The sequence below is a fragment of the Blastococcus sp. URHD0036 genome (assembly GCF_000701365.1).
Taxonomy (GTDB): Bacteria; Actinomycetota; Actinomycetes; order Mycobacteriales; family Geodermatophilaceae; genus Trujillonella.
Window position 1 is genome coordinate 327,721 of the sequence record NZ_JNIK01000014.1, and the last position, 21,101, is coordinate 348,821.

Below are 21,101 nucleotides of genomic sequence, written 5' to 3' on the forward strand. Positions count from 1 at the left end.
GGTGGAGGTCGGCCAGGGCAGTCGTGCCTCGGCGATGTCGGACGTCGCCGCCCGAGCCGGGGTCTCCCTGCAGACCGTCTCCCGGGTGGTCAACGGCTCGCCCCACGTCGCCCCGCTGACCCGTCAGCGCGTCGAGCAGGCCATCGCCGAGCTCGGCTACCGCCCCAACACCGCGGCGCGCGCGCTGGTCACCGGCGCGACCCGCACCATCGGGCTGGTCACCCACAACCTCCACCAGTACGGGCCGGCCCAGACGATGGTCGGCCTCGAGCGGTCGGCCCGCCACGCTGGGTACTCGCTGCGCATCGCCGTCCTCGACGAGGCCAGCGGCGCGGCGATGCAGGCTGCCGTGGAGGACCTCGTCGCCGAGTCCGTCGACGCCGTCGTCGCCCTCGCCACCTACGCCGACGCGCTGGACGCGGTGGACCGGCTGACCACCAGCGTCCCCGTGGTCACCGTGCAGGCCGGCCCCGACCCCCGGCGGCCGACCGTGTGGGTGGACCAGGAGGCCGGCGCCCGGCTGGCCACCCGGCACCTGCTGGAGCTCGGCCACGCCACGGTGCACCACGTCGCCGGGCCAGTCTCGTCGCTGGAGGCGCGCCGCCGGCTGGCCGGCTGGCGGGCGGAGCTGCGCGCCGCGGGCGTCCCCGCCCCCACCCCCCTGCGCGGCGACTGGACGCCGGCGTCCGGACTGCGGGCCGGACAGCGGCTGGTCGAGCGCCTCGGGGACCCGGCGGCCCGGCCCACCGCGGTGTTCGTCGGCAACGACCAGATGGCCGTCGGGATGCTCCGGGCCCTCGCCGACGCGGGGGTCGACGTCCCCGGGGAGGTCAGCGTGGTGGGGTTCGACGACGTCCCCGAGGCCGCCTACCTGCTGCCCGGGCTGACCACCGTCCGCCAGGACTTCGCCGAGCTGGGCCGGCGCGGGGTGGGCCTGGTGCTGGACCGGCTGTCGGGCAGCGCCGGCGGCGGGGGGACCCCGGTGCAGCCGCAGCTGGTCGTCCGCTCCTCGACGGCGGCCCCGGCGTAGGTCGGCCGGCCGATGCCCGTGTGAGCGCTGACACACGGCCATGTGAGCGCTAACATGCCGGTATGGACGCCGCCGCAGCCGTCGCCAGCGGCGCCACCGCCCTGGGCATCGAGCTCGGGTCGACCCGGATCAAGGCCGTGCTCATCGGCCCGGACTCCGCCCCGCTCGGCGTCGGGAGCTCCGACTGGGAGAACCAGCTCGCCGACGGCCTCTGGACCTACTCGCTGGACGCCGTCTGGTCAGGGCTGCAGGCGAGCGTCGCGGCCCTGGCCGACGACGTGCGCGAGCGCCACGGCGTCGACCTGGCCGGGGTCGGCGCGCTCGGGGTGTCGGCGATGATGCACGGCTACCTCGCGTTCGACTCCGCCGGTGCCCTGCTCACGCCGTTCCGCACCTGGCGCAACACGAACACCGGACGGGCGGCCGAGCGGCTCAGCGCGGAGTTCGGCTGCAACATCCCGCACCGGTGGAGCGTGGCGCACCTCTACCAGGCGGTCCTCGACCGCGAGGAGCACGTCGGGCGGGTCGACCACCTCACGACCCTGGCCGGGTACGTGCACTGGCAGCTCACCGGCGAGAAGGTGCTCGGCATCGGGGACGCCAGCGGCATGGTGCCCGTCGACGCCGCGACCGGCGGGTACGACGCCGCGATGCTGGCGCGGTTCGACCAGCTCGCCGCCGAGGCCGGGACCGAGCTGTGCCTGGCCGGGCTGCTGCCCGCCGTCGCCGTCGCCGGTCAGCGGGCCGGCACGCTCACCGAGGCGGGCGCGCGGCTGCTCGACCCGTCGGGCCGGCTGCGCCCCGGCATCCCGCTCTGCCCTCCCGAGGGTGACGCGGGCACCGGGATGGTCGCCACCAACTCGGTCGCTCCGCGGACCGGCAACGTCTCGGCCGGGACGAGCATCTTCGCCATGGTCGTGCTCGAGCGCGACCTCCCCGGGACGCACCGCGAGATCGACCTCGTGACCACGCCGGCCGGCGACCCGGTCGCGATGGTGCACTGCAACAACGGGGCGAGCGAGATCGAGGCCTGGGCCGGCCTGTTCACCGAGTTCGCCCGCGCGCTGGGCGCGGACGCCGACCCGTCGGCGGTCTTCGAGGTCCTGTTCCGCGCCGCACTCGACGGCGCTCCGGACTGCGGCGGCCTGCTGGCCTACAACTACCTCTCCGGCGAGCCGATCACGGGCCTCGAGGAGGGGCGGCCGCTGTTCGTCCGGACCCCGGGCAGCCGGTTCGACCTCGCCACCTTCATGCGGACGCACCTGTTCGCCTCGCTGGCCACGCTGCGGATCGGCATGGACGTCCTGCTGGAGACCGGGGGCGTGCGGCTGGACCGGATGTTCGCCCACGGCGGCCTGTTCCGGACCGAGGGCGTCGCCCAGCGTCTTCTGGCCGCCGCGATCGACACCCCCGTGTCCGTCGGCGGGACCGCCGCGGAGGGCGGCGCCTGGGGCATGGCCGTCCTGGCCGCGTACGCCACCGCGGACCCGCCGGGCCGGAGCCTGGCCGACCACCTCGAGCGCACCGTCTTCGCCGGCGCGGAGCTGCACACCGTCGCGCCGGACCCGGCCGACGCCGCCGGCTTCGACGCGTTCGTCGAGCGGTACGTCGCGGCGCTCCCCGTCCAGCGGGCCGCCGTCGAGCACGTCGAGAGCACCGCCGTCCCCCGTCCCGAGGAGCAGAACCCGTGACCTCCACCCGGCCCCGCACCGAGCGGGGCACCCACCGCGAGCAGCGCGAGCGGGTCGCCGCCCTGCACGCCGAGCTGGTCCGCAGCGAGCTGGTCACCTGGACGTCGGGCAACGTCTCCGAGCGGGTGCCCGGCGAGGACCTCTTCGTGATCAAGGGCAGCGGCGTCTCCTACGACGACCTGACGTGGGAGTGCATCACCGTCTGCGGCCTCGACGGCACCCCGGTCGACGGCGTGATGAAGCCGAGCAGCGACACCGGCGCGCACGCGTACGTCTACCGGCACCTCCCGCACGTCGGCGGCCAGGTCCACACGCACAGCCCGTACGCCACGGCGTGGGCGGCGCGGGGCGAGGAGATCCCCTGCGTGCTCACCGCGATGGCGGACGAGTTCGGCGGACCGGTCCCCGTGGGGACCTTCGCGCTGATCGGCGACGACTCCATCGGCCGCGCCGTCGTCGAGATGCTGTCGGGATCGCGGTCGCCGGCCGTCCTCATGCAGAACCACGGCGTGTTCACGATCGGCCCGTCGGCCCGCGCCGCGGTCAAGGCGGCGGTCATGACCGAGGACGTCGCCCGGACCGTGCACCTGGCCCGCCAGCTGGGCGAGCCGGTCCCCATGCGGCCGCAGGACGTCGACGCCTGCTGGACCCGCTACCAGAACGTCTACGGACAGTGAGGGCCCGACGATGAGCACCGACGCGTTCGAGGGTGAGGTCTGGGTCCTCACCGGCAGCCAGGGCCTGTACGGCGAGGAGACGCTGCAGCAGGTCGCCGGGCAGTCCCGCCGGGTGTCCGATGCGCTCTCCGACGCCGCCGAGGTGCCGGTCCGGGTCGTGTGGAAGCCGGTGCTCACCGATCCGGCCGCGATCCGCCGGGTCATGGGCGAGGCGAACGAGGACCCCCGCTGCCTCGGGGTGATCACCTGGATGCACACCTTCAGCCCGGCGAAGATGTGGATCGCGGGGCTCGACGCCCTGCGCAAGCCGCTGCTGCACCTGCACACCCAGGCCGACGCCGCCCTGCCCTGGGCGACGATCGACATGGACTTCATGAACCTCAACCAGGCCGCCCACGGCGACCGGGAGTACGGCTTCCTCCTGACCCGGCTGCGGATGCCGCGGACCACGGTCGCCGGGCACGTCGGTGACCCCCGGGTGCGGGCCCGGATCGGCTCCTGGGCGCGTGCCGCCGCCGCGGCGGCCGCCGTGCGGGACCTGAGGCTCGCCCGGTTCGGGGACAACATGCGGGAGGTCGCGGTCACCGAGGGCGACAAGGTGGAGGCGCAGATCCGCTTCGGCGTCTCGGTGAACACCTGGGGCGTCAACGACCTCGTCGCCGTCGTCGACGCCGTGGAGGAGACGGCCGTCGACGCGCTGGTGGCCGAGTACGGCGACCTCTACGAGTTCGAGCCCGACGCCGCGCCGGGCGGGCCGAAGCACGACGCGGTCCGCTACCAGGCCCGCATCGAGGCAGCGCTGCGCACCTTCCTCGCCGACGGCGGGTTCGGCGCGTTCACCACGAACTTCGAGGACCTCGGCGGGCTGCGGCAGCTCCCGGGCCTGGCCGTCCAGCGGCTGATGGCCGACGGCTACGGCTTCGGCGGCGAGGGCGACTGGAAGACCGCCGTCCTGCTGCACACGCTCAAGGTCGCCGGCCGCGGCCTGCCCGGTGGCACGTCGTTCATGGAGGACTACACCTACGACCTGACCGGCACCCCGCGGGTCCTCGGCGCGCACATGCTCGAGGTGTGCCCGACCATCGCCGGCGAGCGACCCCGCGTGGAGGTGCACCCGCTGTCGATCGGCGGCCGGGAGGACCCGGCCCGGCTGGTCTTCGACGCCGCACCGGGCGAGGGCGTCGTCGTCGGCTGGTGCGACCTGGGGGAGCGCTTCCGCTGGGTGGCGAACGAGATCGACGTCGTCGCCCCGTCGGAGCCGCTGCCCAACCTGCCGGTCGCCCGTGCGGTGTGGGAGCCGCGGCCGGACTTCGCGACGGCGACCGAGGGCTGGCTGACCGCCGGCGGGCCGCACCACACGGTGCTGAGCACGCAGCTCGGCGCCGACGAGCTCACCGACCTGGCGGAGGTCTTCGGCACCGAGCTGGTGCTCATCGACGCCGACACCACCCGGCGCAGCCTCGCCAAGGAACTGCGCTGGAGCGCCGCCTACCACCGCCTGGCCCTCGGCCTGTAGGACTCCGGCCATGACCGACGCGACGGAGCAGGACGAGTTCGGCGACCCCTACGTCGACGTGCAGGAGGAGCGGTCGGCGCCCGTCGCCCACACCTATGTGCACGGTGGCTTCCGCGGCACGGAGACCAGGTTCTCCCTCTACTTCCCGCCGGCCGGGCAGTACGAGGGGCGGTTCTTCCAGCACGTCACCCCGGTGCCGCTCAGCGAGCACCTCGCGCAGTCCGCGACCGGTGAGCAGGACACGATCGGGTTCGCCGTCTCCAGCGGGGCGTACTTCGTCGAGACGAACGGGGGAGGGGAGGCCGGCCGGCCGGGATCGGCGGGCGATCCCACCGTCGCCGCCTACCGGGCCAACGCCGCCGCGGCGCGGTACTCGCGGGGAGTCGCGGCGCGGCTGTACGGCGAGCACCGTCCGTACGGCTACCTCTACGGCGGCAGCGGCGGTGCGTTCCGCACCATCGGCGGCGCCGAGAACACCACCGGCGTCTGGGACGGCGTCGTGCCCTTCGTCCCGGGGTCGCCGGTGGCCATCCCGAACGTGTTCACGGTCCGCATGCACGCCCAGCGGGTGCTGCGGAGCAGCCTCGACCGGATCGTCGACGCCCTCGAACCCGGCGGCAGCGGCGACCCGTCCGCCGGCCTGACCGACGAGGAGCGGGCGGCTCTGGCCGAGGTGACCCGCATGGGGTTCCCGCCGCGGTCCTGGTTCGGGCACCGCACGATGGGGATCCACGCCTTCGAGGCGCTGTACCCCGGCCTGCTGATGGCCGACGCGGCCTACTTCACCGACTTCTGGACCGAGCCCGGGTACGAGGGCGCCGACCCGGCGTCCTCGGTCCACCGGGACCGCGTCGACCACCCCGCCGAGGTCGTGGCCGTGGTCGACGGCGGTGCGGCGGAGCGGCTCGGGCTGCCCGTCGAGCGCGACCACGGCGGCAACGTCGACACGGCGTGGGCCGGGAGCGCGGAGGCGGCGTCGGTGCCCGTCGCGGTCCGCCTCTCCGCGGTGCCGGCGGAGGTCGGGTCGGTGGCCGAGCTCGTCGTGGACTCCGGGGCCGCCGCGGGCGTGGTGGTCGGCCCGGTGCGCGTCGCCGGCGACGCCGTCGTCCTCCCCGCGGGCAGCGGGAGCCGGCTGGCCGGGCTCCGCCCCGGCGACGCGGTGCGGGTGGACAACGCCCGGCTGCTGGCGGCCCAGACCTACCACCGGCACCAGGACCCCGGCCCCGACTTCGCGGTGTGGGACCAGTTCCGGGAGCCGGACGGCACCCCGCGGTACCCGCAGCGGCCGCTGCTGCTCGGCCCGCTCTTCACCCAGTTCGCCTCCGGCGTCCTCCCCACCGGCCGGTTCGCCGGCAAGATGATCGTCGTCGCCTCCCTGCTCGACCGCGAGGCGTTCCCCTGGCAGGCCGACTGGTACCGGGCCAAGGCGCGCGAGCACCTGGGCGACGCCGCCGACGACTCCTTCCGGCTCTGGTACGTCGACTCCGCCCTGCACAACGACGACGAGGTGCAGGAGGACCCGACCCACACGGTCAGCTACCTCGGCGTCCTGCACCGGGCGTTGCGCGACCTCGCGGCCTGGGTGGAGCGTGGCGAGTCCCCGCCGGCCACCACCGCCTACGAGGTCGCCGACGGCCAGGTCCTCGTCCCGGCGACGGCGGGGGAGCGGCACGGCGTGCAGCCGGTCGTCACCCTGACCGCCGACGGCGGGGCGCGCGCCGAGGTCGCCGTCGGGCAGGACGTCGTCCTCCGCGCCGTGGCCGAGGCCCCCGACGGAGGGGACGACGTCGTCGGCGTGGAGTGGGACCTCGACGGCCGCGGCGAGTTCGTCGCCGACGAGACCGCCGTCCCGGGGCGCCGGGTCGGAGTCGAGCGCCGGCACGCCTTCGCCACCCCGGGCACCCGCTTCCTGACCGTCCGGGTCACGGCGCAGCCGGCCCCCGACGCCGGCACGTCCTTCGCACGCATCCGGGCCCTGGCGAGGGTCCGCGTCGTCGTCAGCTGATCCGAGCCCCACACCGGGTCCGCGCGGCGGACCCCGGACCCCGAGGAGCAACCCCGTGCGCCGCACCGCGTTCACGTCCGACTGGCAGTTCCGGCCCAAGGCCGACGCGTTCGCCGAACTGACCGGGGGCGGAGGCGCGTGGCACCCGGTCACGCTGCCGCACGACGCCACCCTGACCCGGGAGCGCGACGCCGCGGAGAACTCGCGGACGGGCTACTTCCCGGGCGGCACCTTCGAGTACCGGAAGCGGTTCGCCGTCCCGGCCGAGCAGGCCGCGCAGCGCACGCTGCTGGAGTTCGAGGGCGTCTACCGCTCCGCCATGGTCTACGTGAACGGCAGCCTCGCGGCGACGTGCGCGGGCGGCTACACCGGCTTCGTGGTCCCGCTGGACGACTTCCTGCGGTACGGCGCCGACAACGAGGTCCGGGTCGTGTGCCGCAACGAGGCCGACTCCCGCTGGTACGCCGGCGCGGGCATCCACCGGCCGGTGCACCTCGTGGTCGGGGAGCCGGTGCACGTCGCCCTCGACGGCGTGCACGTCACCACGCTGGAGGCCGACGCGGAGTACGCCCTGCTCGAGGTGGCGACGAGGGTGGAGAACGCCGGACCGCGGCTGGCGACGCGTGAACTCGTGGCCGAGCTCCGGGACGACGCGGGTGCGGTGGTCGCCGCCGATCGGGTGCCGGTGAGCGTGCTGCCGGGGGAGCCGGCCGTCGTCCGGCAGCGGCTGACCGTCGTCCGCCCGGCGCTGTGGGGGCCGGACTCGCCGGCGCTGCACACCGCGACCGTCACGCTGCGGGACGGCGACCGGACCGGGGACGACGCCGAGGTCACCGTCGGCATCCGCACGATCACCGTCGACCCGCACCGGGGCCTGCGGATCAACGGGGAGCCGGTGCTGCTGCGCGGGGCGTGCGTGCACTCCGACAACGGCGTCCTCGGGGCGGCGACGATCGACCGGGCCGACGAGCGCCGGGTCGAGCTGCTGCACGCGGCCGGCTTCAACGCCATCCGCAGCGCCCACAACCCGGTCAGCCGCGCCGTGCTGGAGGCCTGCGACCGGCTCGGCGTCCTCGTCATGGACGAGCTGGCCGACATGTGGACCGAGAGCAAGTCCGACCTCGACGCCGCCCTGACCTTCCCGGAGTGGTGGGAGCGCGAGCTCGAGGCGCTGGTCCGCAAGGACCGCAACCACCCCAGCGTGGTCATGTACTCGATCGGCAACGAGATCCCCGACGTCGGCAAGCCGCACGGCGCGATCTGGTCGCGGCGGCTGGCCGAGCGGGTCCGCGAGCTCGACGGCACCCGCCTGGTCACCAACGGGGTCAACGGGATGCTGGCGGTGATGGACCAGCTCGCGGAGATGCGGCAGTCGGCGACGGCGGCCGAGGGCGGCATCAACACGATGCTCACCGACATGAGTGCCGTGATGGGGCAGCTGGCCGCCTCGCCCCTGGTGGGGGACCGGACCGCAGAGGCCTTCGGCACCCTCGACGTCGCCGGGATGAACTACATGGACACCCGCTACGAGCTCGACCGCGAGGCCTTCCCGAACCGGGTGATCGTCGGCAGCGAGACCTTCCCCGCGCAGATCGACCGGCTCTGGCGGCTGGTCCGGGACAACCCGCACGTGATCGGCGACTTCACCTGGACCGGCTGGGACTACCTCGGCGAGGCCGGCATCGGCCGGGTCTCCGACCGCACCGACGACCCGACCCCGCAGTTCTCCGGCCCCTACCCGTGGCTCACCGCCTGGTGCGGCGACATCGACGTCACCGGGGTCCGGCGGCCGCAGTCCCACTACCGGGAGATCGTCTTCGGCCGCCGCAGCGAGCCGTTCCTCGCGGTGCAGCGGCCGGAGCTGTCCGGCCGCGCGCTGGGCCGCACCCCCTGGTCCTGGACCGACGCCGTCGGCAGCTGGAGCTGGGCCGGCGCCGACGGCACGGACCTGCTCGTGGAGGTCTACAGCGACGCCGAGGAGGTCGAGCTGCTGCTCGACGGACGGTCGCTGGGCACCGCCCCCGCGGGGGAGGCGCACCGGTTCCGGGCGGAGTTCACGGTCGCCTACGCACCCGGCGAGCTGACCGCCGTCGCCCGCACCGGCGGCGAGGAGACCGGCCGGTCGACCCTGCGGACGGCGTCCGGGCCGGTGGGCCTCGTCGCGAGCGCGGACCGGGACGCCGTCCGCGCCGACGACACGGACCTGGCGTTCGTCGAGATCGCCCTGGCCGACGCCGCCGGCACGGTGGCCCTGGGCGTGGACCGGCAGGTGCGGGTGGCCGTCGACGGGCCGGCCGTGCTGCAGGGGCTCGGCAGCGGCGCGCCGGTCACCGAGGAGTCCTACCTCGACGACGTCCACACCACGTTCGACGGCCGCGCGCTGGCCGTCGTCCGCCCCACCGGTGCGGGCGCGGTCACGGTGACCGTCACGGCCGAGGGCTGCGAGCCCGCGGTCGTGCGGGTCCAGGCCGGCTGAGGACCCGGCTCACCCGGCCGGCTGCAGCTCGTCGTCGGCCGGGTCGGCCGAGGGCCCGGCGAACTGGGCCTCGTGCAGTCGGGCGTAGGCGCCGCCGGCGGCCAGCAGCTCCTCGTGCGACCCCTGCTCGACGATCGCGCCGGCCTCCATGACGAGGATCAGGTCGGCGTCGCGGATGGTCGACAGCCGGTGGGCGATCACGAAGCTGGTCCGGTCCTGGCGCAGCGCGGTCATCGCCCGCTGCACGAGCAGCTCGGTGCGGGTGTCCACCGAGCTGGTCGCCTCGTCGAGGATCAGGACGGCGGGGCGGGCCAGGAACGCCCGGGCGATGGTGATGAGCTGCTTCTGCCCGACGCTCAGCGCGCCGCCGTCGTCGCCGATCTCGGTGTCGTAGCCGTCGGGCAGCGTGTGCACGAAGTGGTCGACCAGCGCCGCCCGCGCCGCGTCCTGGATCTCGTCGGGGGTGGCGCCGGGCCGGCCGTAGGCGATGTTGTCCCGGATGGTGCCCGAGAACAGCCAGGTGTCCTGCAGGACCATGCCCATCCGGGAGCGCAGCGCCGCGCGGCTCATCGTGGCGATGTCGACCCCGTCGAGGGTGATCCGGCCGCCGTCGAGCTCGTAGAAGCGCTCGATCAGGTTGACCAGCGTGGTCTTGCCGGCGCCGGTCGGGCCCACGATCGCGACCGTCTGCCCCGGCTCGACGACCAGGGACAGGTCGCGGATCAGCGGCTCGTCCGGCTCGTAGCCGAAGGACACCGACTGGAACTCCAGCCGGCCGCGGGTGGGTGCGCTCGACGGCGGGTCCTGCGGCTCGGCCGACTCCTCCTCGGCGTCGAGCAGGTCGAAGACCCGCTCGGCGCTGGCCACCCCGGACTGGGCCACGCTGGCGATCGAGCCCAGCTGGCTCAGCGGCTGGGTGTACTGCCGCGAGTACTGGATGAAGGCCTGCAGGTTCCCCAGCGACAGCGAGCCGTTCAGCATCAGCAGGCCGCCGACGACGGCGATCCCGACGTAGACGAGGTTGCCCAGGAACATCGTCACCGGCATGAGGATCCCGCTGACGAACTGGGCTCCGAAGCCGGCCCGGAAGAGCCGCTCGTTCTCCTCGGTGAAGCGTGCCTCCACCTCCTGCTGGCGGCCGAAGACCTTGACCAGCGCGTGCCCGCTGAAGGCCTCCTCGATCTGCCCGTTGAGCGACCCGGTGCGCTTCCACTGCTCGCGGAACATCGGCTGCGACCGCCGGGCGATCAGCCGGACGGCGAGCAGGCTCAGCGGTACCGCCACCAGCGCCACGACCGCCAGCAGCGGCGAGATGACGAACATGATCGCGACGATGCCGACGACGGTCAGCACCGAGGTGACGGCCTGGTTGACCGTCTGCTGCAGCGACTGGGAGATGTTGTCGATGTCGTTGGTGACCCGGCTGAGCAGCTCGCCGCGCGACCGGCGGTCCACGTAGCGCAGCGGCAGGCGGTGGATCTTGGCCTCCACCTCGGCCCGGAGCCGGAACATCGTCCGCTGGGTGACGCCGTTGAGGACGTACGCCTGCGCCAGCGACAGCAGCGAGGCGGTCACGTAGATCGCCAGGACGAGGACCAGCACCCGGGCCAGCGAGGCGGTGTCGATGCCGTCGCCCGGCTCGAAGTCCAGCGGGCGGAGCAGGTCGGCCGTGGTGTCCTGGCCGCGGGCCTCGAGGAGGGCGATCGCCTCCGGCTTGGTCAGCCCCTCCGGCAGGCCGCGGGTGAGGGCGCCCTCGAAGACGATGTCGGTGGCGCGGCCGAGCACCTTCGGGCCGATGACCATGAGGGCCACGCTGCCGACGGCGAGGGTGAGGACGAGGGCCACCCACCACCGCTCCGGCCGCAGCCGGCGGAGCAGCCGGCGGGCCGAGGGGAGGAAGGCCCGGGCCTTCTCGGCGGGGGCGCCGGACCCGAACGGCCCGCCGCCGGGCCGCCCACCGGGGGCGGGCCGGGGCGCTGGTGCTGCTGCCGGTCGTGGGGCGCTCATGCCAGCTGCTCCTCGGGTAGGGCCTGGCTGGCCACGATCTCGGCGTACTCGGGACAGGTCGCCATCAGCTCGGTGTGGGTTCCCTGGCCGATCACCCTGCCGTCCTCGAGGACGATGATGAGGTCGGCGTCGAGGACCGTCGCGATCCGCTGGGCGACGACGATCACCGTCGCGCCGGCGACCTCGCGGGCGAGCGCGGCACGCAGCCGCGCGTCGGTCGCGGTGTCCAGCGCGGAGAAGGCGTCGTCGAACAGGTAGACCTGCGGGCGGGCCACCAGGGCCCGCGCGATGCTCAGCCGCTGGCGCTGGCCACCGGAGAGGTTGGTGCCGCCCTGGCTGACCGGGGCCTCGAGCCGGTCCGGGAGGGCCCGGACGAAGTCGGCGGCCTGCGCGATCTCCAGCGCGGCCCACAGCTCCTGCTCCGTCGCCTCGGGCCGGCCGTAGCGCAGGTTGCTCGCCACGGTGCCGCTGAACAGGAAGGCCTTCTGCTCGACCAGCCCGACCCGCGACCACAGGTGGGCCGGCGCGAGCTCGCGGACGTCCACGCCGTCCATCAGGACGGCGCCGGCCGTCACGTCGACCAGCCGCGGGATCAGCCCCACCAGCGTGGTCTTGCCCGATCCGGTGCTGCCGACGACGGCCGTGGTGCGGCCGGGCTCGGCGGTGAAGCTGACGTCGCGGAGCACGGGCCGCTCGGCGCCCGGGTAGGCGAAGGTGGCGCCGCGCAGCTCGACGACGCCGCTGGGCTCCTCGGGGACCACCGCGGTGGCCGGCGGCAGGACGGTCGGCTCGGTGCGGAGGACCTCGTCGATCCGGCCGGCCGAGACGGCGGCCCGCGGCAGCATGAGCGCCAGCAGCGACGCCATCATGACCGCCATCAGGATCTGCACCAGGTAGCTCAGGAACGCGATCAGCGAGCCCACCTGGAGGCTCCCGTCCTCGACCCGCGCGGCGCCGAACCAGATCACGGCCACGCTGGAGACGTTCAGGACGAGTGTCACCAGGGGGAAGACGAAGGCGAACAGCCGGCCCGCCCGCAGCGCCGACTCGGTCACCGCGGCGTTGGCGTCGGCGAACCGGGCGGTCTCCTGCGGCTCCCGGACGAAGGCGCGGATGACCCGCATGCCGGTGAGCTGCTCGCGCAGCACCCGGTTGATGGTGTCGATCCGGACCTGCAGCCGCTCGAAGTGCGGCCGCATCCGTGAGGTCACCAGCAGGACGGCGGCCAGCATGATCGGCACGGCGACGGCGATGACCCACGAGAGGCCCGGGTCCTCGTGGACGGCGAAGACGACCCCGCCGATCGCGAGGATGGGCGTGGGCACCAGCATCACGCAGCTCATCAGCACGAGCATCTGCACCTGCTGGACGTCGTTGGTCGAGCGGGTGATCAGCGACGGCGCCCCGAAGGCGCCCATCTCCCGGCTGGAGAACGACCCGACGCGGCGGAACAGGGCCAGCCGCACGTCGCGGCCCACCAGCATCGCCGTCCGGGCGCCGAACCAGGCGGCCGCCACGGCGGCGGCGACCTGGATGAGCGTGACGCCGAGCATCAGGCCGCCGAGGGTGAGCACCCGGCCGATGTCCCCGGTGGCCACGCCCTCGTCGATGATGTCGGCGTTCAGGCTGGGCAGGTAGAGGTTGGCCACGGCCTGGATCGCCTGGAAGACGACCACACCGGCGAGCAGGCCGCGCATGGGGCGCAGGAACCTGCGCAGGAGCGGGATCAGCACCTCAGTCCTCCCCGCCGTGGCCGGTGAGCACCCCGTGGGTGACGAGCCGGACGAGGTCGTCGGCCGACAGCCCCGCGAACTCGCCGGCGAGGTGCGGCAGCGACGTGCCCAGGGCGACCAGCAGGAGGAACTGCCCGACCGTCTCGACGGGCACGGCGAGCCGGGCGGCGTCCGGGGCCAGCAGCTCGCGCAGCGGCTCCAGCCACCGGCGGTCCCCCCGGTCGACGGCGATCTCGGGACCCGGCTGCTCCCGGACGGCGGCCAGGACCCCGACGACCCCCCGGAGGCGGTCCTGCACGAGCAGGAGGACCGTGCGGAGCTTCTCCTCGACCGGCAGCGTCGGGGGCACGGTGGCGAGGGCCTCGGCGAAGCGCTGCGGCGAGAAGTACCGCTCGATCGCGGCCTCGATCAGCGCCTCCTTGGTGCCGAACGCCCGGAAGATCGTGCCCTCGGCGACGCCGCAGGCCTCGGCGATCTGCCGGGTCGAGATGGCGCGCCCGTGCGCCTGGACGAGCGGGATCACGCCGTCGAGCAGGGCCGCGCGCCGGTCGTCGGGGGAGAGCCGGGCGGCGCGCACCCGGGGCGCGGTGCTGGGTGGGGAGCTCACGACGGCCACTGTAATGAGCATTCACTCATCAAGCCACCTCGACGCGCCGATGCGCGTCATCCCGATTAAGACACGGGACTTGATTGTGATCCATGCCATCGCTACGGTCGCCGTCGAAGGCGGACGTCTTAATCATCCCGTGCATGTCTTGCATCGTGGGGACGGCTGTCCGTCGTCGTCGGCAGCGCGGGTCGTCCCGTGCGGTCCATGCCGGCTCGGGTGTCGATCGGACTGGAGTGAGATGCGCAGCAGAACAACCGCCGTCCTGGGGGTCGCGTGTGCCATGGCGTTGGTGCTCTCGGCGTGCGGCAGTGACGACGAGGAGTCCGGGAGCGGCGGTGGTGGCGGGGGCGAGAGCGCCGGGGGCACGCTCCAGGTCGGGCTGCTCACCTCGCTGAGCGGCCCGGGTGCCGCCGCGGCCGCGGACTCCATCCGCGGCGCCGAGGCACGGTTCGCCGCCTACGAGGACGCGGGCGAGGGCTGCGCCGGCGACCTGGACTTCGACATCGTCGAGGCCGACGACACCACCAGTGCGCAGGGTGCGTTGTCCGGCGTGCAGAAGCTGGTCCAGCAGGACGACGTCTTCGCCATCCTGAACGTCAGCGCCTTCTTCTACGGCGCCTCGCCGTACATGACCACCCAGGGCAGCACCGTGCCGGTGTTCGGCGGCGCCTGGGACGGTGCGCCGGAGTGGAGCGCCACCGACGACAACCTGTTCAACTCCGCGCCGGTGCCGGACTACGAGACCATCTACAGCCAGGCCGGGGAGTTCTTCAAGAGCCAGGGCGCGACCAAGGTCGCCGGCATCTCCGTCGTCAGCCCCAGCTCGCAGGCGGGCCTGGAGGCCGGCATGCAGTCGATGGAGGCCGCCGGCCTCGAGCGCGCCTACGTCAACAACAGCGTGCCCTTCGGCAGCACCGACGTCGGCGCCATCGTCCTCGGCATCATCGAGTCCGAGGCCGACGCGGTGTACACGACGCTGAACTTCGACACGTCGCTGGCCATCATCGCCGGACTCAAGCAGGCCGACTACCCGGTCAAGATCTTCCTCTCGCCGACCGGCTACGGCGCCGACCTGCTGCAGTCCGAGCCCGCGGTGCAGGCCGGCCAGGGCGTCACGTTCTCCTCGTCCTTCACCCCGATCGAGCAGGACACCCCGGCGACCCAGCAGATCCGCGACGCGCTGATCGAGTACACCGACAACGAGTCCGGCATCCCGGGGTTCTACGAGAGCCAGGGCTGGTTCGGCGCCGACCTGTTCCTCTACGGCCTCGAGCAGGCCGGCTGCGATGCCAGCCAGGAGGAGCTCATCTCGACCCTCCAGGAGACCGACGACTGGGACGCCAACGGGCTCTACCCGAACCCCATCCCGCAGAGCACGACGGACTACGAGGAGCAGTGCTCCTTCTACGTCAAGCTCGAGGGGAACGCGTTCGTGCCCATCGAGGGCGCCGACCCGTTCTGCGGCGAGCCGGTGAGCTGATCGGTCGTCCGGCACCTGTCCCACCCGCCCGGCGTCCGCTCCTCCAGGAGCGGGCGCCGGGCATCTGCACCCGGCCGCCGGCCCCGGCGGCCGACACCCCAGGAGGACACCCCATGGCACGTCTCGAGGGCACGGTCGCCTTCATCACCGGCATCGGCCGCGGCCAGGGCCGCAGCCACGCGCTGCGCCTGGCGTCGGAGGGCGCCGACATCATCGGCGTCGACGTCTGCGCCGACTTCGCCTCGGTCGCCTACTCGATGTCGACCGAGGAGGACCTCGCCGAGACCGTCCGCCAGGTCGAGGCGCTCGACCGGCGGATCGTCGCCCGCAAGGCCGACACCCGGGACCGCGCCGCGCTGCAGGCCGTCGTCGACGAGGGCGTCGCCCAGTTCGGCCGGCTCGACTTCGTCGTCGCCAACGCCGGCATCAGCCCCGGCCTGTTCAAGCTGACCACGCCGGAGGAGGACCAGCAGGCCTGGGACGAGGGCATCGGCGTCAACCTCACCGGCGTCTGGAACACCACCCAGGTGGCGATCCCGCACATCGTCGCCGGCGGCCGGGGTGGCGCGATCGTGCTCACCGGGTCGACGGCCGGGCTCCGGGGGATGGGCGGCGGGGCCTACGGGGTCGCCAAGCACGGCGTCGTCGGCATCATGCGCGGCCTGGCCAACGACCTGGCCGACCAGAACATCCGCGTGAACGTCGTCCACCCGACCGCCGTCAACACGCTGATGGCGACGAACGAGGCGATGCAGGGCTTCCTCGCGACCCAGGTCGACAAGGGCGTGCACCTGCGCAACGCCCTGCCCGTCGACATGATCGAGCCGGCCGACGTCAGCAACGCCGTGGCGTTCCTGCTCTCACCCGAGGGCCGCTACATCACGGGCACGAACCTGCCGGTCGACGCCGGCTTCGTGAACCGCATCGGCTGACGGCCGTGCTCTCCTCTCTCCCGGCCGGACCGGGTCCGGCGACCTCGGTGTGCGACGCGCTGAGCGCGATGGCCCACCCGGCCCGGCACGAGCTGCTGCGCCTGCTGGCCGGGCGGGAGGAGGCCGGGGTGGCGCTGATCCGCGCCACGCTGGGCCTGAGCAAGCCGGCGGTGACCTACCACGCCGGGATCCTCCTGGAGGCGGGCCTGATCGACGTCCGCCGGCGTGGCCGGACGCTGACCTACACGCTGCGCCGGACGGCCGCCGCCGACGTGTGGCAGGAGCTGGCCGCCCTGGCGGCCGACCCGTCCTGAGCCGGGCAGCACGCATGACGGCGCCGCCGGCGGGATCTCCCCGCCGGCGGCGCCGTCGCGCGTCAGCAGGTCAGCGCACCCACTGCTTGCTGCCCGGCAGGGTGAGCCGTGGGAGGCCGAGGACGTGCTGGGCGATCATGCCCTTGAAGACCTCGGTGGTCCCGCCGTAGGTGGCCGTGCCCTGCGCCCAGCGGTGGGCGAACTCGATGACGCCGTCCTCGATCGCGCCGTCGGCGCCGTGGGCGAGCAGGGCCTCGGGGCCGACCAGGTCGATCAGCTCGGCGACCCCGGCGATGGAGGACAGGGACGCCTTGTTCCGGCCCATGGGTCCGTGGGTGACCCGGCTCGCCTCGGTCGAGACGATGAGGGCACCCAGGCGGTCGAGGAAGACCGGGTCGTCGGCGACGAGCGTCCCGTCGGGGCGGGTGGTGCGCTTGGCCCAGCGGGCCGCCGCGTCGATGGCCCGGTCGAAGGACTGGGTGTACGTGGCGCCCCCGGCGAGGTCCTCGAGGCCGTCCGCGATGCGGCCGCCACCGTGCTCGTTGGACAGGGGTCCCTGCAGGGTGGCCCAGCCGGCGTTCACGTCGCCCACCCGGTGGCGATCGGACACGTGCACGTCGGTGTAGTAGACGGCGTTGGTGCGCTCGCCGCCGTAGGTGTGGATCGCCTGGATCTCCACGCCCGGCGAGTCCAGCGGCACGAGGAACATCGTGAGGCCCTTGTGCTTCGGGGCCTCGGGGTCGGTGCGGGTGATGAGGAACGTGTACTGGCAGTTGTGCGCGCCGGTCGTCCACAGCTTGGAGCCGTTGAGCACCCACTCGTCGCCGTCCCGGACGGCGCGCAGCGTCGCGGCGGCGATGTCCGACCCGCCCTCGGGGTCGCTGTAGCCCAGGCAGAAGCGCACCCGGCCGGCGGCGACCTCGGGCTTGAGCTCGGCCGCGAGTTCCGGGTCGGCCGACAACTGGAGCCCGGACCAGACCAGGCGTGTGGTGCCGTGTGTCACGCCGGGCACCTGGCGACGGGCCAGCTCGAGGCTGAGGATCCGCTGGCTGACGCGGTCCAGCCCGGCGCCCCCCTCCTCCACCGGCCAGGCCGGGAAGAGCCAGCCCCGGCTGCCCAGCGCCAGGTGCACGCCCTCGTGGAAGCCGTCCCCGGTGCGCCGCTCGTGCTCGTGCACCTCCTCGGTGACGATCTCGTCGAGGACGGTGCGCACCTCGCGCTGGAACTGCTCCTGCTCGGGCGTGAGGTGGACGGTGCTGAAGTCCATGTAGTCGTTCCTCTCTCGCCGACCGGGAGGAGTGGTCGGCAGTCCGCCGGCCCGAGGGTGGACCCCGGGCCGGCGGAGCCGGTCGTGCGTCGGTGGCTCAGCGGATCGTGACGCCCGCGTCCACCTTCATCTGGGTGCCGGTGACGTACCGGGCGTCGTCGGACACCAGGTGCAGGACGGCGTTGCTGATGTCCCGGGCCTCGACGATCTGCACCGGCAGGGCGTTCTCGTAGATCGCCCCCAGGTCGGTCCGCGTCTCGCTGAGCAGGCCGAACAGCGACATCGGCGCCATGCCCGTCGCGACGCCGGTCGGGTGGACCGTGTTCACGCGGATGCTGTGCACGGCGAGCTCGTTGGCCAGCGCCAGGCTCAGCCCGACCACCCCGTGCTTGGAGGCGGTGTAGGGCGTGGTCAGCGGGCTGCCCTTGATCCCCGCGGCGGAGCTGATGTTCACCAGGCTCCCGCCGCCGGCCGCGATCAGGTGCGGGATGGCGGCGACGCAGGTGTTCCAGGTCCCGATGAGGTTGACGTCCAGGACGGCGCGCCAGTCCGCCACCGTGGTGGTGTCCCAGGTGCCGGCGGTGATGACCCCGGCGTTGGCCACGGCCGCGTCGAGGCCGCCGAGCTCCGCGGCCCCCTCGTCGACGGCGGCCTTGAGCGCGTCGGCGTCCCGGATGTCGACGACCCGCGACACGGCCCGGCGGTCCAGGGCCTCGACGAGCCGGACGGTCTCGGCCAGGTCCTCCTCGGTCGCCAGTGGGTACTCCAGCTCCGGCACCGGCCGGCAGAGGTCGACGAGGACGACGTCCGCGCCCTCCTCCGCCAGCCGCAGCGCGTGGCTGCGGCCCATCCCGCGTGCGGCCCCGGTGACGAGGACCCGCTTCCCGGCGACCCGGCCTGCTGCGGCGGTGGTCATCGGACCGTGAAGCCGGCGTCGAGCGGCCAGGCGATGCCGGTGATGAACTTGGCCTCGTCGGACACGAGGAAGGCCACCGCGTTCGCGATGTCCTCCGGCTGGAGCATCTCGATCGGCAGCGCGTTCTGCATGCCGGCGATCATGTTGTCGCCGGAGGCCGCGGCCTGCTCGAACTGCTTCGCCATCGCCTCGTTCATCGTCATGCCGCTCATGACGCCGGTCGGGTGGATGGTGTTGACCCGGATCCACTCCTTCGCCAGGTGGCCGGCCAGCGACTGCGCCAGACCGACCAGACCGCGCTTGGACGCCATGTAGGCGAGGCCGCTGGCCTGGTCGGCGGGGGAGGACTTGATGCCCGCGGTCGAGCTGGTGATCACGATCGAGCCGCCGCGCCCCGCCTCGCGCATGGCCGGCAGCGCCGCCCGGATCGTGTGGTAGACGCCGGTCAGGTTGGTGTCGATGACGTCCTGCCACTCGGCGAGCAGGTCCTCCTCGTCGCCGAGGCGGATGATGCCGGCGTTGGCGATGACGATGTCGACCCGGCCGAACTCGGCCAGGCCCTCGTCGAAGGCGGCCTTCAGGCCGGCGTAGTCCCGGACGTCGGCCTTGCGGGCGACGATCCGCCGGTCCTCCTTCTCGACGAGGGCGACCGTCTCGGCGAGGTCGGCCTCGCTGGCGTTCGGGTAGGTCATCGTCGGGATGTCGGCGCAGATGTCGACGGCGATGATGTCGCAGCCCTCGCGGGCCAGGCGGACGGCGTGCGCGCGCCCCTGGCCGCGGGCGGCTCCGGTGATGAAGGCGACGCGGCCCTCGAGTCCGGGCATGGATGAGCTCTCCTCCTCCGACCGGCGGGATGCCGGTCGGTGCTGGGGTGGTCGTGCGGGGATGTGCGGCGTCGGGCGGCTCAGCGGGCGGCGAGCATCTTCCCGAAGAGGTCGTCCTCGACGGCCTTCGCGAGCGCCGTGCTCCTGACCTCGGGGGCGTAGGCGGCGTAGTGGCGGACCAGCTCGTCCATCTCCGGGCGGCTGATGTCGCCGGAGTGCAGGGCGGAGCCGACGTGGCTGAGGATCGGCATCGGCGCCTCGGCGTTGGCCACGCACGGCACGGTGATGAAGCGCCGGTCGCGCTGGGTCAGGCCCGGACGCTGCCACAGGTGGCCGAAGACGAAGTTCAGGATCCCGGCCTGCTGGTAGGGGGTGTTGCGGGCCGGCGCCGGCGTGATGTTGATGTCGGCGAAGCACTTCTCACCGGCCTGCAGCCGCTGCTCCCAGTCGTTCTCGCCGAGCGTCTCGTTCGGGATCTCGGGCCAGTCGGTGACCTCCTCGCCGCGCTCCTGGCGGATCCGGGTCCACTGCTCCTTGATGCTCATCTCCACGCGGGAGGCCTTGGGCCAGCCGCTGTAGACGGCGAAGTGGAGGACGAACTCGAGCAGCTCCTCCAGCGTCATGTCGCCGCTGTTCATGGCGGCGTAGAAGTGCTCGTCCATCGCCTGCTGGTCGGTGGCGAAGCCGACGCAGACCAGGGTCACCCAGCGACGCTCACGGCGGGTGAGGCCCGGAGCCGCCCACAGGTCGCCGAACAGGCTGTCGCGGCGCGCCTGCTCGGCGCCGTCCGTGGTCGCCGGCGGGTCGACGGTCATGACCTCGCGGTAGACGTCGTCGGTCGTGAGTGTCATGTGCAGCCTCTTCCGATGTGATCCCGATAACTGTTCTGCAATGTAAGTCACCTGTCTTCCGGCTGTCCAGCATGGTTCCATGCCCGCATGACAGGAGTGGTCCCCTCGACGCAGGAGCAGCTGGTCCGGGTGGGGGAGCGGCTGTTCGCCGCACACGGACTGGACGGGGTCTCGCTGCGGCAGATCGGCGTGGCCGCCGGGAACGCGAACAACTCCGCCGTCCAGTACCACTTCGGGTCCAAGGACCAGCTGGTGCGGGCGATCTTCGAGTACCGGCTGCCACGGCTGCACGCCCGGCGGGCGCTGCTCATCGAGCAGGCGGCTGCCGGTGACCTGCGGGCGTGGGTGGAGTGCCAGGCCCGGGCCATGCTCGAGCAGAGCGAGCTCGACGACAGCCACTACGCCGGTTTCCTGACCGTGCTGCACCACTACGGGCGGTCCGACGTCTTCGACGGCCTGCCGGAGCCGTACGCGAGCAACTCCCGCTCGTACTTCGACCACCTGCGGTCGCTGCTGCCGCACCTGGCCGACCCACTGCGCGGCCACCGCATCTCCCGCGCCAGCAACCTGGTGGTGCACACCGCCGCCGACCGCGAGCGTGCGCGGGAGCAGGGGATCCCTGTGCTGCCGTTCGCGCTCGAGCTCGAGAGCCTGGTGGACGGGCTCGTCGGGTTCCTGCAGGCGCCCGCGTCCGACCGCACGACCGCCGCCCTGGAGTCCGCCGGCGACACGGCGGTCGGCTGGGCGCTCAGCATCTGACGTGCCGAGCATC

The 21,101-nt window shown here is 73.5% G+C and carries 17 protein-coding genes; 10 read left to right on the forward strand and 7 right to left on the reverse strand.

Annotation, left to right across the window (positions count from 1 at the left end; translation table 11 throughout):
* Position 1 precedes the first annotated feature (1 nt).
* The 6 genes from N555_RS0113705 to N555_RS0113730 all read left to right on the forward strand — a co-directional run bounded on the left by N555_RS0113705 (position 2) and on the right by N555_RS0113730 (position 9,395).
* Positions 2-1,030, forward strand: coding sequence for a LacI family DNA-binding transcriptional regulator (locus N555_RS0113705; protein ID WP_029432062.1), 1,029 nt, complete (start codon positions 2-4; stop codon positions 1,028-1,030).
* Positions 1,031-1,092: 62 nt separating this feature from the next.
* A complete protein-coding gene (locus tag N555_RS0113710; protein WP_051684054.1) occupies positions 1,093-2,721 on the forward strand; it encodes a xylulokinase in 1,629 nt (542 codons plus the stop codon).
* Complete coding sequence (locus N555_RS0113715; protein ID WP_029432064.1) at positions 2,718-3,398, forward strand: L-ribulose-5-phosphate 4-epimerase; 681 nt, start codon at positions 2,718-2,720, stop codon at positions 3,396-3,398. The genes N555_RS0113710 and N555_RS0113715 overlap by 4 nt, the downstream gene beginning before the upstream one ends.
* A gap of 10 nt (positions 3,399-3,408) precedes the next feature.
* Positions 3,409-4,914, forward strand: coding sequence for an L-arabinose isomerase (gene araA, locus N555_RS0113720; RefSeq protein WP_029432065.1), 1,506 nt, complete (start codon positions 3,409-3,411; stop codon positions 4,912-4,914).
* Between the two features lie 10 nt (positions 4,915-4,924).
* Positions 4,925-6,919: a hypothetical protein gene (locus N555_RS0113725; protein WP_034510420.1), complete on the forward strand. Its 1,995-nt coding sequence runs from the start codon at positions 4,925-4,927 to the stop codon at positions 6,917-6,919.
* Between the two features lie 55 nt (positions 6,920-6,974).
* The gene (locus N555_RS0113730) at positions 6,975-9,395 is read left to right on the forward strand and encodes a glycoside hydrolase family 2 TIM barrel-domain containing protein (protein ID WP_029432067.1); all 2,421 of its coding nucleotides are present in this window, start codon (positions 6,975-6,977) and stop codon (positions 9,393-9,395) included.
* Positions 9,396-9,404: 9 nt separating this feature from the next.
* Here the strand turns inward: N555_RS0113730 and N555_RS0113735 are convergent, their stop codons facing one another.
* The 3 genes from N555_RS0113735 to N555_RS0113745 are packed head-to-tail and all read right to left on the reverse strand — an operon-like array spanning position 9,405 to position 13,742.
* Positions 9,405-11,402 carry an ABC transporter ATP-binding protein gene (locus tag N555_RS0113735; RefSeq protein WP_029432068.1) on the reverse strand — a complete coding sequence of 666 codons (1,998 nt, stop codon included), beginning with the start codon at positions 11,400-11,402 and terminating at the stop codon, positions 9,405-9,407.
* A complete protein-coding gene (locus N555_RS0113740) occupies positions 11,399-13,135 on the reverse strand; it encodes an ABC transporter ATP-binding protein (RefSeq protein WP_029432069.1) in 1,737 nt (578 codons plus the stop codon). Before N555_RS0113740 ends, N555_RS0113735 begins: the two co-directional genes overlap by 4 nt.
* Position 13,136: 1 nt before the next feature.
* Positions 13,137-13,742 carry a TetR/AcrR family transcriptional regulator gene (locus N555_RS0113745; protein WP_197029011.1) on the reverse strand — a complete coding sequence of 202 codons (606 nt, stop codon included), beginning with the start codon at positions 13,740-13,742 and terminating at the stop codon, positions 13,137-13,139.
* 241 nt (positions 13,743-13,983) lie between these two features.
* Between N555_RS0113745 and N555_RS0113750 the strand changes: the two genes are divergently transcribed.
* From N555_RS0113750 to N555_RS25980, 3 genes are all read left to right on the forward strand, one after another.
* Positions 13,984-15,225, forward strand: coding sequence for an ABC transporter substrate-binding protein (locus tag N555_RS0113750; protein ID WP_197029012.1), 1,242 nt, complete (start codon positions 13,984-13,986; stop codon positions 15,223-15,225).
* Positions 15,226-15,338: 113 nt separating this feature from the next.
* Complete coding sequence (locus tag N555_RS0113755; RefSeq protein ID WP_029432072.1) at positions 15,339-16,157, forward strand: mycofactocin-coupled SDR family oxidoreductase; 819 nt, start codon at positions 15,339-15,341, stop codon at positions 16,155-16,157.
* Between the two features lie 5 nt (positions 16,158-16,162).
* Positions 16,163-16,471 carry an ArsR/SmtB family transcription factor gene (locus tag N555_RS25980; RefSeq protein WP_051684057.1) on the forward strand — a complete coding sequence of 103 codons (309 nt, stop codon included), beginning with the start codon at positions 16,163-16,165 and terminating at the stop codon, positions 16,469-16,471.
* Positions 16,472-16,541: 70 nt separating this feature from the next.
* On the opposite strand, the gene N555_RS0113765 is transcribed toward N555_RS25980, so the two are convergent.
* The 4 genes from N555_RS0113765 to N555_RS0113780 form a co-directional block, all read right to left on the reverse strand.
* Entirely contained in the window at positions 16,542-17,738 is a 1,197-nt protein-coding gene (locus N555_RS0113765; protein WP_029432074.1) for an acyl-CoA dehydrogenase family protein, read from the reverse strand.
* Between the two features lie 97 nt (positions 17,739-17,835).
* Positions 17,836-18,654, reverse strand: coding sequence for a mycofactocin-coupled SDR family oxidoreductase (locus tag N555_RS0113770; protein ID WP_029432075.1), 819 nt, complete (start codon positions 18,652-18,654; stop codon positions 17,836-17,838).
* Positions 18,651-19,478 (reverse strand): mycofactocin-coupled SDR family oxidoreductase, encoded by an 828-nt coding sequence (locus tag N555_RS0113775; protein WP_029432076.1) that lies wholly within the window; start codon positions 19,476-19,478, stop codon positions 18,651-18,653. Before N555_RS0113775 ends, N555_RS0113770 begins: the two co-directional genes overlap by 4 nt.
* Positions 19,479-19,558: 80 nt before the next feature.
* Positions 19,559-20,329: a carboxymuconolactone decarboxylase family protein gene (locus tag N555_RS0113780; protein WP_029432077.1), complete on the reverse strand. Its 771-nt coding sequence runs from the start codon at positions 20,327-20,329 to the stop codon at positions 19,559-19,561.
* 87 nt (positions 20,330-20,416) lie between these two features.
* Between N555_RS0113780 and N555_RS0113785 the strand changes: the two genes are divergently transcribed.
* The gene (locus tag N555_RS0113785) at positions 20,417-21,088 is read left to right on the forward strand and encodes a TetR/AcrR family transcriptional regulator (RefSeq protein ID WP_034510423.1); all 672 of its coding nucleotides are present in this window, start codon (positions 20,417-20,419) and stop codon (positions 21,086-21,088) included.
* The last annotated feature ends 13 nt before the right edge of the window (positions 21,089-21,101 follow it).

Coding starts and splice junctions, on each gene's coding strand:
- N555_RS0113710 (WP_051684054.1), top strand. CDS start 1,093: ATGGACGCCGCCGCAGCCGTCGCCAGCGGCGCCACCGCCCTGGGCATC.
- araA (WP_029432065.1), top strand. CDS start 3,409: ATGAGCACCGACGCGTTCGAGGGTGAGGTCTGGGTCCTCACCGGCAGC.
- N555_RS0113725 (WP_034510420.1), top strand. CDS start 4,925: ATGACCGACGCGACGGAGCAGGACGAGTTCGGCGACCCCTACGTCGAC.
- N555_RS0113735 (WP_029432068.1), bottom strand. CDS start 11,402: ATGAGCGCCCCACGACCGGCAGCAGCACCAGCGCCCCGGCCCGCCCCC.
- N555_RS0113750 (WP_197029012.1), top strand. CDS start 13,984: ATGCGCAGCAGAACAACCGCCGTCCTGGGGGTCGCGTGTGCCATGGCG.
- N555_RS0113755 (WP_029432072.1), top strand. CDS start 15,339: ATGGCACGTCTCGAGGGCACGGTCGCCTTCATCACCGGCATCGGCCGC.
- N555_RS0113765 (WP_029432074.1), bottom strand. CDS start 17,738: ATGGACTTCAGCACCGTCCACCTCACGCCCGAGCAGGAGCAGTTCCAG.
- N555_RS0113770 (WP_029432075.1), bottom strand. CDS start 18,654: ATGACCACCGCCGCAGCAGGCCGGGTCGCCGGGAAGCGGGTCCTCGTC.
- N555_RS0113775 (WP_029432076.1), bottom strand. CDS start 19,478: ATGCCCGGACTCGAGGGCCGCGTCGCCTTCATCACCGGAGCCGCCCGC.
- N555_RS0113780 (WP_029432077.1), bottom strand. CDS start 20,329: ATGACACTCACGACCGACGACGTCTACCGCGAGGTCATGACCGTCGAC.
- N555_RS0113785 (WP_034510423.1), top strand. CDS start 20,417: ATGACAGGAGTGGTCCCCTCGACGCAGGAGCAGCTGGTCCGGGTGGGG.